Source organism: Amycolatopsis sp. WAC 04197 (genome assembly GCF_003947475.1).
Taxonomy (GTDB): Bacteria; Actinomycetota; Actinomycetes; order Mycobacteriales; family Pseudonocardiaceae; genus Amycolatopsis; species Amycolatopsis japonica.
Genome location: NZ_QHJK01000011.1, coordinates 82,751 through 97,341, shown reverse-complemented (window position 1 = coordinate 97,341; position 14,591 = coordinate 82,751). Strand labels below are relative to the sequence as shown.

Sequence of the window (14,591 nt, the reverse complement as noted above, 5' to 3'; positions counted from 1 at the left end):
CGGCATGGGACTGGATCTCGCGGGCAAGGCCGTGCTGGTGACCGGCGCGGCATCCGGTATCGGCCTTGCCTGCGTCCAGGCATTCCTCGCCGAAGGCGCGCGGGTCGGCGCCCTCGACCGGGCACCCGTACCCACCCTGGCCGACGGTCTCCTCGCGCTCGAGGCCGACGTGACCGACGAGCCGTCGGTGGCCGCCGCGATCGACACCGTGGCGAGCCGCTTCGGCGGGCTCGACGTCGTCGTCGGCTGTGCCGGGATCTCCGGTCCGGTGGGGACGCCGGTCACGGAGACCACCGCGGCGGACTTCGCCGCGCTCTTGGCCGTCAACGTCACCGGCCAGTTCCTGCTGGTCAAACACGCCGCGCCCCGGCTCACCGCGTCGGGTGGCTCGGTCGTGCTGCTGGCCAGCGACTCGGCGTTCACCAGCGCGCCCGGCATGGTCCCGTACTGCGCGTCGAAAGGGGCCGTGGTCGCGATGACCAGGGCTCTCGCGGTCGATCTCCCCGGTGTCCGGGTGAACTGCGTGTGCCCGTCGGTGGTCGACACCCCGATGGCGCGCGGCGATCTCGGCGAGGTGCTCGACGATCCCGCGTTCCCGGTGCAGGCTCCGGAAGAAGTCGCCTGGCAGGTGCTCCATCTCGCGTCCGCGCGTTCGCGGGCGGTCAACGGCCAGGCCGTGCTCGCCGACTTCGGCGTCTCGGCCCGCTCCGGTTTTCCCGCTTAGAAAGGACTCCGCAAGTGAAGAAGGTTGTCGCGATCACGGGTGGCGGTACCGGAATCGGCGCCGCTGTCGCCCGCCGGTACGCCGACGAGGGCGCCCAGGTGGTGGTGCTCGGACGGCGGCTCGAACCGTTGGAGAAGGTGGCGGCGGAAACCGGCGCGCACGTCATCTCGTGCGACGCCAGCGATCGCGAAGCCGCCGAGAACGCCGTGGCGGAGATCGTCGGCAAGTTCGGCAGGCTGGACGTCGTGGTGGCCAACGCCGGCGGGCACGGGCTGTCCTCGGTGGTCGACACCGGTGACGAGGAATGGGAACTGGCGCTGCGCTCGAACCTGTCGAGTGCCTTCGTGTTCTGCCGGGCCACGCTGCCGTCGCTGATCGAAACCGGCGGCCAGGTCGTCGTCGTGTCGTCGCTGGCCGGGCTGTTCGCCGGGCCGAACGTCGCCGGCTACACCGTCGCGAAACACGCGCTGATCGGGCTGACGCGCTCGATCGCGCGCGACTACGGGCCGAAGGGCGTCCGCGCGAACGCCGTCTGCCCCGGCTGGGTGCGCACGCCGATGGCGGACGGCGAGATGGACCAGTTCGCGGAGGCCGCGGGCTTCGACGGCGGCCACGCCGAGGGCTACCGGCGCGTCACCGCCGAGGTCCCACTGCGCCGTCCGGCCGAACCGGAGGAGATCGCGTCGATCGTGCGGTTCCTGGGGTCTTCGGAGTCGTCGTACATCACCGGTGCGGTGATCGTGGCGGACGGCGGCGCGCATGCGGTGGATCTGCCGACGCTGGCTTTCGAACGGGCGGGGATGGGTTCTTAGCGGGGTTTTGCCGTGAAGTCCGTGAAGGCCTCCTTCAGTACCTTGAGGGTAGGGAAGGAGGCCTTCACGGACTTCGGGAGGGTGATCGCCCGGTACCGGGTGTCATGAAAGGGGCGTTCAGGACGAAATGTGTCCTGAACGCCCCTTTCATGACATCCGGGCGGCCGCGAACGGTCAGGATTCCCCGAGGTAGGCCGCGTGCAGGGTGCCGGGCGAGTCCAACAGTCCCTGAGCCGAACCCGCATACGTGACCCGCCCCGAAGACACCACCAGCGCGTCGCTCGCCACCCCGAGCGCCAGATGCGTGAACTGCTCGACCAGCAGGATCGCCGCGCCCTCCTCGGCGAACCGGGTCACCATCGGCAGCAGCCGGGTGAAGACCACGGGCGCGAGGCCCAGCGACATCTCGTCGATCAGCAGGAACGACGGTCGCGCGGCGAACGCGCGGGCCAGCACCACCATCTGCTGTTCGCCGCCGCTGAGCAGCGCGGCAGGCGAGTCGCGGCGTTTCTCCAGTTCGGGGAACGCCTCGATCAGTTCGTCCGCCCGCGCGCGGGTGCGCGCGGTCAGCATCAGGTTCTCCAGCACGGTCAGGCCGCCGAACACCGCGCGACCCTGCTCGATATGCGCCAGACCCCGCCGCGCGCGGGCCACCCGCGACTGTTTCGTGATCTCGTCCGATCCGATGTGGACGGTTCCCGACGCGGCGGGTACCACGCCGGAGACGGCCTCCAGCAGGCTGGTCTTCCCGGCACCGTTGGGGCCGACGAGCGCGGTGATCCGGCCCGGCTCCAGGGTCAGGTCGACGTCGCGGATCACCGGCCCCGCACCGCGGGTGACCGTCAGCCCCGCTATCCGCAAAGCGTTCACAGCATCTCCGTTTCACCCATGTACGCCTTGAGCACGGCGGGATCGGCGAGCACTTCGGCCTGCGGGCCGGAGGCCAGCACCCGGCCGAAGTCGAGGACGGTGATCGTGTCGCAGACCGAGCGCACCAGGTCCAGATCGTGTTCGATGAGCAGGACCGAAACCCCGAACCGCGCGGGAACCTGCCGCAGCCGTTCCCCGAACGCGACGTGCTCCTCGTGCGGAAGGCCCGCGGCGGGCTCGTCGAGCAGCAGGACACGCGGCCGGGCCAGCAGATGCCCGACGACCTCGACCAGCCTGCGCGCGCCGACGTCCACTTGCGACAGTGGGGTGCGGGCGGCGGGGCAGCCGAAGAAGTCCAGCGCGTCACCGATCTCGTCGGCGGTGAGCCGTCGCCTGGCGAGGAACTTCAGGTACGCCCCGACCGTCAGCCCCGGCGGGACGCGGTCCTGCTGGAACGTCCGGCGCAGCCCGGCGCGGGCCCGGTTCGACGGCGATCCGGTCAGCGGGCGGCCACCGAGTTCGACGGCGCCCTCGGCGTTCGGCAGGAATCCGCTGATCGCGTCGACCAGTGTCGACTTGCCCGCGCCGTTCGGCCCGATGACGCCGAGCACGCCGTGCTCCGGCACCGAGATGTCCACTGAGGACAGTGCGGCGACGTGCCCGAAGTTCACGCTGAGGCCGCGGACGGTCAGCACCGGCGGGCCGGGGGAGACCGGTTCGACGTCGCCCGCGCCGGCGACGAGATCGAGTTTCGCCGGTTCCTTCTTGGACCTTCGGTACCAGACCTGCCGCACCGTGGTGCCCAGGTTCCCGCCACTGGCCAGCGCCTGGACCCCGAGCACGCCGAACACCACGAAACCCCAGTCCTGCGGGATTCCCCAGCGTTTGAGCAGTTCCGGCACCCCGACCCACAGGATCGCGCCGAATACGGCCATGTCGATCAGATGCGCGCCCGACATGATCGCCAGCACGTACAGCGCCAGCGATTGGATCGCGGTGAAACTGGCCGGGAAGGCGATGCCGACCTGTCCGGTGAGCAGGCCGCCGCTGATCCCGCCGAGGGTGGCGCTCACGGCGAACGCGGTCAGCTTCGACGTCCGCACGCTCGTGCCGGCGGCCGCCGTGCCGCGTTCGGAGAACGCCACCGCCTGCCAGGCGCTGCCCCAGCGCCCGCGGCGCAGGAAGTACACGGCGAGGCAGCACAGCACCAGCACCACGACGGCGAGCTGGAAGTACGACCGGTCGTCGGAGAAGGCTTCTGGTCGTTCGACCGAGATCCCGGCGGACACACCGGGGAACTGCAGCTGGACGAGCGCGAGGTCCGCCGCCGCGGCGAGCCCCAGCGTGACGACGGCGAGGTTGATCCCGCGCAGCCGCAACGCCGGGAGCCCGACGAGCACCCCGACCGCCCCGGCGGCGAGACCGCCCAGCACCAGCCAGGTGAGGAATCCGCCGGGCGCCTGCGCTTCGTTCAGTGCCGACACCGTCCAGGCGCCGACGGCGCCGAAGGTCAGCTGGCACAGGGAGATCATGCCCGCGCTGCCGGTCACCACGCCCAGCCCGAGCAACGAGATCCCGGCGACGACGGCGCTCATGCCGAGGTAGACGAAGTACCCGTCGAGCCCGACGCTCAGGCCGTACCCGACCGCGATCGCCACGATGGCGACCACGAACGGGATCCCGCGTTCAGCGAGCCGCATCCCACACCTCCTTGCGCTGCGACCACAGCAGCAGCGCGACGATCACTGCGAACGGCAGGAAGTACCGCACCACCGAAAGGCCGTCGACCTGCGCGGCCGCGCCCTGGATCAGGCCGAGGCCGAGGCCGCCCGCGACGGCGAGGTCGAGACGGCGGAATCCGCCGAGCAAGGCCGCCGCGGCCGCGGGGACCACCAGCATCGCCAGCGACGTCGCGTCGTTGGACTGCGACGGCGCCACGATCGAGATGACCAGCGTGCTGACCACCCCGGTGACCGCCCAGACCGCGACGCTGAGCCGTTTCGCCGGGATGCCCAGCAGTTCCGCCGTCGTCGGGCGTTCCGACAGCGCCCTGAGCTGGACGCCCGCCGGCGTCCGGCTCAGCACGATCCGGCTGGCCACCGCCACCAGGACCGCCAGCGCGACGGTGACCACGGTGACCTGGCTGATCACCACGCCGCCGACGGTGACCGCCGGACCGTCCAGGATCGGGTGGAACGGCTGCGGTTTGTTGCCGAACAGGATGAACGACAACGAGATCAGCAGGAGCAGCACCGCGACGGTGACCGCCGAGCGGGTGCCGGTGTCCGCCTCGGCGAGCCAGGTGGACACGATCCAGCCCAGCAGCGCGCTGAGCAGCCCGCCGAGCACGATCCCCGCGACGGTGGCGAGCCATATCGGCAGGCCGAGATCGACGGACAGGAACACCGCCACGTAGCAACCGAACATCCCGGTGGCCGACTGGGCGAAGTTCACCACCCGCACCAGGCGCGACATCAGCGTCAGGCACACCGCCAACACCGCGTACAGTCCGCCGGCGGCCAGGCCTGCCAGCGCTCCCTGCAGCATCGAATCCTCCCGTTACTTCTTCGGAATCCGCAGCCAGTCGTTCGCGACGAGCTCCCATTTGTTGGTGCCGGACGCGAGTTTGATCGGCCAGCCCGCGGTGTTGTCGTGATGCGTCTGGCCGGGGCCGAAGACGTACGGCGTGCCGACCATCGGATCGGTGACCGGTTTCATCTCGCGCAGGGCCTTGGTCACCGATTCACGGGTGATGTCGCCCTGGATGCCGCGAACGACGTCGAGGAAGTACTTCGCCGCCAGATAACCGCCCTGGCTGAACGAGGTCAGCGGGATGTTGTTCTTGGTCATCAGCTCGCGCCAGTCCTTGTTCTGCGGGCTGGTCGCGTCGGTGAACGGGTAGAACTCGGCGGGCACGTACACCCCGGCTCCGGCGTTGGTGATGGCCTTGGCGTAGTTCTCGCTGTAGACGCTGGTGAGCAGCAGCCACGTGACGTCGTTCCAGCCCTGCGCCGCGGCGGCCTTCAGCTGCCCGATGGAATCCGGTTCGACCGGGTTCACCGTGATCGCCTTGCAGCCCGCGTTGCGCGCCTTGACGATGTAGGAGGTGTAGTCGGAACCGCCGTAGGGCACGGTCGCGTCGAGGTACTTGAGCTTCTTGCCGGTGATGGCCGACCATTCGTCGATCGCCGCCTGGTACGACGGCAGCGTGTTGCCCGCGATCTCCAGCAGCGCGCAGATGTCGTTCAGCTTCAGCGTTTCCGAGCCGTAGAGCAGGGTCAGCGTCATGTCGTGGTACGGACCGACGTTGACCGGGGCGATGTTCGGGCTGGAGAAACACGCCGGGTCCACGCCGATGCCCTGCATGGACAGGATCTTCTGCTGCTCGTAGTACTTGTTGTTGATCTCGCACTCGATGAGGCTGGACGAGCCGACGAGCGCCACCGCCTCGTCGCGCCCGACGACCTCGCGGGCCGCGGCCGCCGCGGCCGCCGGGTCGCCCTTGTCGTCGAGGGCCTTGTACTGGATCTGCCTGCCGTTCACGCCGCCGCTCGCGTTGGCCGCGTCGAAGACCGCCTTGGCCGCTTGCGAGGCCTCGGGGAACGTCGCCGCGCCGCTCAGCGCGTTGACCGAACCGACCACGATCGGCCCGCTCGCACCGCTGTCGGATCCGGCGCACCCGGCCGTCGCGAGCAGGACGGCCGAGGCGAGGGCGACGAGGCGCCGCGCGGGTTTCACCGGTTCTCCATGGCTTCGACCACGGGCACCGAGTCGACGATCTGCTCGAACGAGGTGACCTTGCCGCCGTCGAACCGCCACACGTGCGCGACGCGGGCGGTGAACGAGCGGCCGGTCTCGCGGTGCTTGGCCTGGTAGGTCCCGAGGCCGATCACCGTGTCCCCGGCGTCGAGAAGGTCGCCGAGGGTGAAGGTGTAGCCGTCCCAGTCCTTCGCGATGGCGCCGAAGACGTTGTCCCGCACCTCTTCCGGGCCGGTGTACGTGCCGGCGTAAGGGAAACCGGCCGCCTCCGTCCAGGTGGTCTCCGGGCCGAGCGGGGCCAGCATGCCCGCCAGATCGCCCCGGTCGCTCGCGGCGTAGTGCGCGGCGATGATGTCTAGATTGGACACTGAGACTCCTTAAACCGGTTGCGCGTCGGGATAGGCGACGGCGCCGAGTGGGTAGATGTGCCCGCCCGCGCGGGAGTGTTCCGACCGGCCGTCGCCGGTCAGGCCGAGGAAGACGCCGGTGGTCTTCAGCGCGTAGCCGAGGTCGTGCAACCACACGCTGGCCACGGCGATGCGGAATTCGCGGAAGCAGAACAGGTAGAGCCCGTCCTGGAACTTCCACACCGTCGACAGGTCCATGTCCCCGTGGCCGCGCTGCACGCCTTCGAGGCATTGCCAGGCATAGCGTTGCGAGGACACGTACACGTGCTCGTACAGGTGTTCCGGGCTGTAGCGGTAGACGTTGCGCTTGCCGATCAGGTCGCGCGACGGGCCGGGAACCTCGCCGGACGGCGTGCCCGCGTCGGTCGTGCCGGACCAGAACGTCTGGGAGACACGGGGAACGCCCTCGACATCCTCGGCACCGATGACCGAGCGCACGGCGAGCGCGCGATGCGTCGTGGTGGAGAAGACGACGGTGAGCGCTTCCCCTTCGACGCTGGTGTGTGGGAGATTGACGAAGAAGACGTCTTCCCGGACGGCGACCGCGTCGTACGGATCCTTGATGCCGTTGCAGGTGACGGTTTCAGCGTCTTCGAACCGCAGCGCGAGCGTCTTCCCGTCGTCGAGCGTGACGGTGAGCTCGCGTCCCGACAGGTCCGCGTTCGGCAGGCGGTAGGTGGCTATTCCGGCGGCGAACTCGTCATAGGTACGCCACTGTTCCTCGGGTGCTTCGGGCATGCGGTCATCGTCGAGGCGACCGCCCGGGAAGGGCCAGCTGTCACGCGCTGGGCGGCAACAACCGATCGCTCACGGTCAAGCCGCGTCGCAGTTCACTCGGCGAGCAGCCGAATTCCGTCTTGAACACCCGGCTGAAATGCGGCGCGTCGACGAAACCCCACTTCGCCGCGATGGCCGCGACGGGCCGCGAAGTGTGCACGGGGTCGAGCAATTCGCGGCGGCAGTGTTCGAGGCGGCGGGTGCGGATCCAGCCCGAGACGGTGGTGCCCTGCTCGTGGAAGAGGCCGTGCAGATGCCGGGTGGAGATGTAGTGCTCGGCGGCGATCTGCGCCGGACCCAGGTCGGTGGAGGAGAGGTTCGCGTCGATGTAGGCGAGGACCCGGCGCATCAGTTCGTGATGCGGCCCGGCGCTCGTCCGGGCGAGGTCGAGCTCGCTGGCGAACAGGGTGGCGAGCAGATCGACCGCGGTATGCGCGAGCCGGACGCCCGCCGGCCCGCCGAGCTGGTCGAGATTGCTGCCGAGCTGCGCGAGGAAGGGCACCACCACGTTGCCCATGCCGCGTTTGCCCGACATCGGCACCGCCGTCAGCTGGCCGACCAGGTCGCGGGGGAGATCGATGAGCCGCTGCGGGAACATCACCACGAGCGTGCGGAAATCCTCTTCGAACGCGAGGGTGTACGGCCGGTGCGTGTCGTACAACGCCACGTCGCCGGGACGCAGCATCGCCTCGCGGTTGTCCTGCACGAGCAGGCCGGTGCCGGACAGGATCAGGCTCAGTTTGTAGTAGTGCCTGTCCGCCCTCGCGATGAGCTCGGGGGTCCGCTCGACCACGTGCGCCGACGCGGTCACCTCGGTCAGCTGCACGTCGTCGGCTCCGCACGAACGGATGCGGCCGCGGAAGTGGTCGCGGTGCTCGCTCGTCACGTGCAGCGGCACGAAGGATTGTGACACCACCGTGCGGAAATCGGTGAAATCTCGCGCGACCGTGGTGGTGGTCGGGTCGGCGGTGGCGGTGGTCACGGGGGTCACCTCGCAGCATCGGGGGGTGAATTTCATATACGATAAGCGATACGATGCTGCCGGGCAATGATCGCGGCGAGGTCAGTCGGCGAGGCGGAACAGGAGGGTTCCCGGGTCCACGTCGACGGGTACCACCGTGCCCGTTTCGTAGCGGCCGACGTCCTCGGTGAGCACACGCGCACTGAACGGAGCCACGCCGGGACCGGTCACGACGAGGTCGACGTCGTCCGCGGGCGTGCTCACCTCGCCGACCCAGATCCGCTTGCTGGAAACGACTTCGGCGGTCGCGCGGACACCTTTCCGGTCCAGTCCGCGATGGGCCTCCCTGGCCTTGGCGTTCTGCCAGAGGTGCGAGCCGACGGTGCCCGCCCCGCCGAGGGTGAACACGGCGCCCATGGCGACGACGACCAGGCCGTCGTCGTCGCCGGGATCGAAGCGGGTGCTGATCCAGAGCAGGGCCGGGCCGATCAGGACCAGCACCGTCATGAAGAAGCCCAGGAGGCAGCCGATCACCGTGAAGGTGGGAAGCTCCGGGGCTTCCGTGCCTTCGCGGTCCGTCTTCACCGGCGTGAGGTTACTGGCCGGTTTCCGGTGCCGGTTCGGTAAAAATGCCCGCTTGCCCGGTCGTGAGCCGTCCGGCGAGCGAGGCGACCAATTCGTAGGAGCGACGTCGGTCGACGTGGTGGTAGAGCGGCGTGGTCACCATGATCTCGCCGGAGCTCGTCTCGTCGAGGATCCGCTGGAGTTTCGGGGCGAGCGTGTCCGGGCTGCCGCTGAGCACGGCATCGGAGCGCTTCGCGATTTCGGCGCGATCATCGGCGGTGTAAGGGAAAGCCGCCGCCTCTTCGGGGCTGGGCAACCGGATGCGGGTGCCGCGGATCCGGCTGAGCACCTTCAGTCTGGTCGAACCCGCGAGCCATTCGGCGCGCTCGTCGTCCTCGGCCGCGATGACGGAGACACTGACCAGATCGGCCTTGATCGGCGCGTCGGGAGCCAGGTGATGCGCGAAGGCGTACTTGAGCCCGCGTTCGGCGGCGAGGGCCGCGCTTTCGGGGGACCGGCCGAGCAGCCAGAGCGCCGGGACATTGCCGCCGAGCACGGGGATCGCCTTCACGTCCGCGTCTTCGGGCGGGTGGAGGTAATGCTGGAGTTCCGTGAGTTGCTCACCGAAATCTGTCGTCCTTTGTGGACGAACCGCGGCGGAGGCCGCCTTCGAACCGCCTGGCGCGCGGCCGAGGCCGAGGTCGATGCGGCCCGGATGCAGGGCGGCCAGCGTCCCGAACTGTTCCGCGACGACGAGCGGCGGGTGATTCGGCAGCAGGACCCCGCCCGCGCCGATCCTCAGGCGCGTCGTGGCGTTCGCGAGGTGGGCGATGAGGACCGCGGGCGCGGAGCTGGCGACGCCGCGCATGCCGTGATGCTCGGGGACCCAGTAACGGTGGTAGCCGAGGTCTTCGGCGAGCCGCGCGAGGTCGACGGTGTTGAGCAGGGCTTCGCGCGGTGTCGAGCCCTCGACGATGGGGGAGGTGTCCAGGACCGAGAGGGCTACGGAAGACATTCGGGCGCCTCTCGTGAGTGGTAAAGACGGTTCTAACCGTCTTTACCACTCACGAGGTTACGTGAACGAAGCCGGATCTCGCGTGTTCAGGGGCGGAACACACGAGTGCGGCGTCCAGTCACGCGAGTTCCGTGCCTGATCACGCGAGTCACGCCTTGGCTCACGTCGCGCCTTCACGGACCGGCGACCAGCTTGGGAAACCCCCGAGTCAGATGAGCGCGGCCGGAAGCGTTTCGAAGCCGCGCAGGATCCGGGTCTCCCGCCGCCGGCCGCCACTCAGCAGCCGCAGGTCGGGAAAGCGCTCGAAGATCGACCGCAGCCCGATCTCGCCTTCCATGCGCGCCAGCGAGGCGCCGAGGCAGTAATGCCGCCCGGCGCCGAACGACACGTGGTCACGCGCGTTCGCCCGGGCGACGTCGAAGGCGGCCGGGTCGTCGAAGATCTCCGGGTCCCGGTTGGCGCCCGCGAGCACGGTGCTGACGATCGCCCCGCGGGCGATGGGGGTCCCGCCGATCTCGGTGTCCTTCGCGGCCAGCCTGCCGGTGAGCAGGACCGGCGGGTCGTAGCGGAGGACCTCGTCGACGGCGTTGCTCCACAGGTCCGGATCCGCCCGCAGCTTCGCGAGTTCGTCCGGGTGCCGGGTGAGCAGCGCGATGCCGTTGCCGAGGAGGTTGACGGTCGTTTCGAAGCCGGCCGCCAGCACCAGCCCCGCGGTGGCCTTGAGTTCCCGCTCGGTCAGGCCCACGCCGTCCTCGCGTGCGGCGATCAGCTTGCTGAGCAGATTGTCGCCGGGATTCGCCCGCAGCTTCTCCAGATGCACGGTGAGCCACGAGTCGAATTCCGCCAGCGTCGCTTCCACCGTCCGGAACGTCCGCCATGGCAGGCCGAGGTCGAGGCTCGGCGCCGCGGCTCCGCCCAGCGCGAGCACCTTGTCGCGCTCCTCCGGCGGCACGCCGAGGATCTGGCTGATCACGGTCACCGGCAGGAGCCCGCAGTACTGCTCGATGAGATCGACCGGGCTCGTCGGGTCGAGGCCGTCGAGCAGTTCGTCGGTGATCGCCTGCGTGCGCTCGCGCAGTTGCTCCACCGCGCGGGCGGTGAAGACACGGGTGACCAGTTTCCGGTAGCGCGTGTGGTCGGGCGGTTCGCTGGCGAGCAGCGACGGCGGCTCGATCGGATGGATCAGACCGGACGACGACCAGGCGACGAGCCGGTTGAGCAGCGGGTTGTCCGGGACGAACCGCACGGTCTTGAACGCGTCGCTGCCCAGGACCTCCTTGCACGCCGAATGCCGGGTGGTGACATGCCCGACCCGGGTGGTGGCGATGGCGCCGTGCGAGCGGATCTCGTCGAACAGGCCGGTCAGATCCGCTCCGCCGCTCGCCTCGACGGACAGCCTGCCTTGGAGGTCGCCCCGGCGCGCCGCGGCCCGCAGGGCGACCCGGGGGATGGCGTGGCCGATGCTCCAGCGGGTGACCGGTTTGGCGATCGCCTCCGCCTTGTGCCGGAAGGTCCGGGCGGGAGCGGTCTTGAGTGCGAACATCAGGACTCCGTCCGTGCGGGTTCCCTTCGAAGGTAGCGGAACGACGTGTCAGTAGCGAGCGACCGCGATATCTGCGGACCCGCTTCCCGCTCGGTAATGTTCTGCACTTCGGGCGGGCCGGGGAGTGCTTGTGGGCGGCTACGGGTTCGACATCGCGCTGGTCGCGGTGCTGGTGGTGCTCAACGCGGTGTTCGCGGGCAGCGAGATGGCGCTGATCTCGTTGCGCGAAGGGCAACTGCGGGCGTTGGAACGCGACGGCCGCGCGGCCGCCCGCACGCTGGTGCGGCTGGCGCGAGACCCGAATCGCTTCCTGGCGACGATCCAGATCGGCATCACGCTCGCCGGGTTCCTGGCCTCGGCCACGGCGGCGGTGTCCCTCGCCCAGCCTCTGGTGCCACTGCTGGGTTTCCTCGGCAACGCCGCCGGCGCGGTGGCCGTCGCGCTGGTGACGATGGTCCTCACGTTCCTGACCCTGGTGCTCGGCGAACTGGCCCCGAAACGGCTGGCCATGCAGAACGCGCTGCGGTGGGCGTTGCTGGTGGCGCGGCCGCTGAACCTGCTGTCGGCGATCTCGCGGCCCGTGGTGTGGGCGCTGAGCGTGTCGACGAACTTCGTCGTGCGGGCGCTGGGCGGCCGCGCGGAAGCCGATCCGGACCAGATGTCGCCCGAAGAGCTCCGGGAGCTGGTGTCCGCGCAGCGCGGCCTGAACGCCGAACAGCGCATGATCATCAACGGCGCCTTGGAGATCCACGAACGGCGGCTGCGGGAAGTGCTCGTGCCCCGCCGGGCGGTGCTGACCCTGGCCGCCGAGCAGGATCTGCTTTCGGCACGCAGGCAGCTGGCCGAATCGGGCCATTCCCGGGCGCCGGTCGCCCGCGGCGGCCATCTGGACGACGTCGTCGGTGTCGTGCGGTTGCGCGACCTGCTCGGCGACCACGAAGACCTCGCCGAAGTCGTCCGGCCGGCGGTGGTGTTCCCCGATTCGTTGCGGGTGTCGGACGCGATCCGGAGTTTCAAGGCCGAACGGGAGCAGATGGCGCTGGTGGTCGACGAGCACGGCGCCGTCGCGGGCATGGTCACGCTGGAAGATCTGCTGGAGGAGATCGTCGGCGAGATCTACGACGAGACCGACCGCGACGTGCTGGCCGTGCGCGACGGCAAGGACGGTTCCCTGGTCCTGCCCGGCACCTTCCCGGTGCACGACCTCGTCGACGTCGGGGTCGAACTGCGCGACGCGCCGCCGGGGGAGTACGCGACCATCGCCGGGCTGATCCTCGTGATCCTCGGCCGGATCCCGGAGAAGCCGGGCGACCGTGTGGTGGTCTCCGGCTGGACGGCCGAGGTGCTCGGCGTGGAGCATCACGCGATCACGCGGGTGGCGCTGCACCGCGGGCCGGCCACGGAGCGATGAGTTGCGCCGGGCGCGCGGGGTTGGCAGCGTGCCCGGTGTCCCGCCACGAAGGAAGGTGCCCCCGATGCCGCAAGACCAGCCGGATTTGAAACCTCGTTCGCGCGACGTGACCGACGGCCTGGAGCGCGCGGCGGCCCGCGGGATGCTCCGCGCGGTCGGGATGGGCGACGACGACTTCGCCAAACCGCAGATCGGGGTGGCGTCCTCGTGGAACGAGATCACCCCGTGCAACCTGTCGCTCGACCGGCTGGCCAAGGCGGTCAAGAACGGCGTGCACGCGGCGGGCGGCTACCCGCTGGAGTTCGGCACGATCTCGGTGTCCGACGGTATTTCCATGGGACACGAGGGAATGCACTTCTCGCTGGTGTCCCGGGAGGTGATCGCCGACTCCGTCGAGACGGTGATGATGGCCGAACGGCTGGACGGCTCCGTGCTGCTGGCCGGCTGTGACAAGTCCTTGCCGGGCATGCTCATGGCCGCGGCCCGGCTCGACCTCGCCTCCGTCTTCCTTTACGCGGGCTCGATCATGCCCGGCCAGGTCGACGGACAGGACGTCACGATCATCGACGCGTTCGAAGCCGTCGGCGCGTGCCTGGCGGGAAAGATCAGCCGCGCCGAAGTGGACAAGATCGAGCGCGCGATCTGCCCCGGCGAAGGGGCCTGCGGCGGCATGTACACCGCCAACACGATGGCGTCCGTCGCCGAAGCCCTCGGCATGTCGCTGCCCGGATCGGCCGCCCCGCCCGCGGTCGACCGGCGTCGTGACGGTTTCGCGCACCGTTCGGGGGAAGCCGTCGTCGGCATGCTCCGCCAGGGCATCACCGCGCGGCAGATCATGACCATGGAAGCGTTCGAGAACGCCATCGCCGTCGTGATGGCGCTGGGCGGTTCGACCAACGCCGTCCTGCACCTGCTCGCGATCGCGCGCGAGGCGGAGGTCGATCTGCGCATCGACGACTTCAACCGGATCGGCGACAAGGTCCCGCACCTCGGCGACCTCAAACCGTTCGGGAAGTACGTGATGAACGACGTCGACAAGGTCGGCGGCATCCCCGTGGTGATGAAGGCGCTGCTCGACGCCGGGCTCATGCACGGCGACGTGCTCACCGTGACCGGGAAGACGATGGCCGAGAACCTCGAAGGCATCGCGCCCGCCGGGATCGACGGCGAGATCATCCGCCCGCTCGACCGCCCGATCCACAAGACCGGCGGCCTGACCATCCTCAAAGGCTCGCTGGCACCCGAAGGCGCGGTCGTGAAGTCGGCGGGCTTCGACGAATCGACGTTCACCGGTACCGCTCGGGTCTTCGACGGCGAGCGGGCCGCTCTCGACGCGCTCGCCGAGGGCCGGATCGTCGCCGGGGACGTCGTCGTCATCCGCTACGAAGGCCCCAAGGGCGGGCCGGGGATGCGGGAGATGCTCGCCATCACCGGCGCGATCAAGGGCGCCGGACTCGGCAAGGACGTCCTGCTCATCACCGACGGCCGGTTCAGCGGCGGCACGACGGGGCTCTGCGTCGGCCACATCGCCCCGGAAGCCGTCGACGCCGGGCCGATCGCCTTCGTGCGCGACGGGGACCCGATCACGCTCGACGTCGCGAACCGGACGCTGGAAGTCGAGATCGACGACATCGAGGCACGCAAGGCGGGCTGGACTCCCAAGGCGCCCGCGTACACGCGCGGGGTGCTCGGCAAGTACGCCAAGGTCGTGCGGAGCGCGGCGCATGGAGCCGTGTGCGAGTAGAGCG

General features: G+C 69.7%; 14 protein-coding genes. 4 read left to right on the top strand and 10 right to left on the bottom strand.

Annotated elements, in window-relative coordinates; translation table 11 throughout:
• The first annotated feature begins 4 nt into the window (after positions 1–4).
• Together DMC64_RS35055 and DMC64_RS35050 are read left to right on the top strand one after the other, a co-directional pair.
• Positions 5–724 carry an SDR family NAD(P)-dependent oxidoreductase gene (locus DMC64_RS35055; protein WP_125736985.1) on the top strand — a complete coding sequence of 240 codons (720 nt, stop codon included), beginning with the start codon at positions 5–7 and terminating at the stop codon, positions 722–724.
• Between the two features lie 14 nt (positions 725–738).
• Positions 739–1,536, top strand: a complete 798-nt coding sequence (locus DMC64_RS35050; RefSeq protein ID WP_037337000.1) for an SDR family NAD(P)-dependent oxidoreductase — start codon at positions 739–741, stop codon at positions 1,534–1,536.
• Positions 1,537–1,710: 174 nt separating this feature from the next.
• On the opposite strand, the gene DMC64_RS35045 is transcribed toward DMC64_RS35050, so the two are convergent.
• The 10 genes from DMC64_RS35045 to DMC64_RS35000 form a co-directional block, all read right to left on the bottom strand.
• Positions 1,711–2,406: an ABC transporter ATP-binding protein gene (locus DMC64_RS35045; protein ID WP_073842639.1), complete on the bottom strand. Its 696-nt coding sequence runs from the start codon at positions 2,404–2,406 to the stop codon at positions 1,711–1,713.
• Entirely contained in the window at positions 2,403–4,106 is a 1,704-nt protein-coding gene (locus DMC64_RS35040; protein WP_125736984.1) for an ATP-binding cassette domain-containing protein, read from the bottom strand. Before DMC64_RS35040 ends, DMC64_RS35045 begins: the two co-directional genes overlap by 4 nt.
• Positions 4,093–4,953, bottom strand: a complete 861-nt coding sequence (locus DMC64_RS35035; protein WP_125736983.1) for a branched-chain amino acid ABC transporter permease — start codon at positions 4,951–4,953, stop codon at positions 4,093–4,095. Before DMC64_RS35035 ends, DMC64_RS35040 begins: the two co-directional genes overlap by 14 nt.
• A gap of 12 nt (positions 4,954–4,965) precedes the next feature.
• The gene (locus DMC64_RS35030) at positions 4,966–6,144 is read right to left on the bottom strand and encodes an ABC transporter substrate-binding protein (protein ID WP_125736982.1); all 1,179 of its coding nucleotides are present in this window, start codon (positions 6,142–6,144) and stop codon (positions 4,966–4,968) included.
• On the bottom strand, positions 6,141–6,533 hold the full coding sequence (locus tag DMC64_RS35025) for a nuclear transport factor 2 family protein (RefSeq protein WP_037337010.1): 393 nt from the start codon (positions 6,531–6,533) through the stop codon (positions 6,141–6,143). The genes DMC64_RS35030 and DMC64_RS35025 overlap by 4 nt, the downstream gene beginning before the upstream one ends.
• 9 nt (positions 6,534–6,542) lie before the next feature.
• On the bottom strand, positions 6,543–7,310 hold the full coding sequence (locus DMC64_RS35020; protein WP_037337013.1) for a MoaF C-terminal domain-containing protein: 768 nt from the start codon (positions 7,308–7,310) through the stop codon (positions 6,543–6,545).
• Between the two features lie 40 nt (positions 7,311–7,350).
• Positions 7,351–8,331, bottom strand: a complete 981-nt coding sequence (locus tag DMC64_RS35015; RefSeq protein ID WP_037337016.1) for a helix-turn-helix domain-containing protein — start codon at positions 8,329–8,331, stop codon at positions 7,351–7,353.
• 81 nt (positions 8,332–8,412) lie between these two features.
• Positions 8,413–8,895, bottom strand: coding sequence for a hypothetical protein (locus DMC64_RS35010; protein ID WP_125736981.1), 483 nt, complete (start codon positions 8,893–8,895; stop codon positions 8,413–8,415).
• Between the two features lie 10 nt (positions 8,896–8,905).
• Entirely contained in the window at positions 8,906–9,889 is a 984-nt protein-coding gene (locus DMC64_RS35005) for an LLM class flavin-dependent oxidoreductase (RefSeq protein WP_125736980.1), read from the bottom strand.
• A 208-nt stretch (positions 9,890–10,097) separates the two neighbouring features.
• A complete protein-coding gene (locus DMC64_RS35000; protein WP_125736979.1) occupies positions 10,098–11,432 on the bottom strand; it encodes a cytochrome P450 in 1,335 nt (444 codons plus the stop codon).
• Positions 11,433–11,562: 130 nt separating this feature from the next.
• Here DMC64_RS35000 and DMC64_RS34995 point away from each other — a divergent pair, with 130 nt between their 5' ends.
• Positions 11,563–12,843 carry a hemolysin family protein gene (locus tag DMC64_RS34995; RefSeq protein WP_125736978.1) on the top strand — a complete coding sequence of 427 codons (1,281 nt, stop codon included), beginning with the start codon at positions 11,563–11,565 and terminating at the stop codon, positions 12,841–12,843.
• Between the two features lie 64 nt (positions 12,844–12,907).
• Positions 12,908–14,587, top strand: coding sequence for a dihydroxy-acid dehydratase (ilvD, locus tag DMC64_RS34990; protein ID WP_125736977.1), 1,680 nt, complete (start codon positions 12,908–12,910; stop codon positions 14,585–14,587).
• Positions 14,588–14,591: the final 4 nt, after the last annotated feature.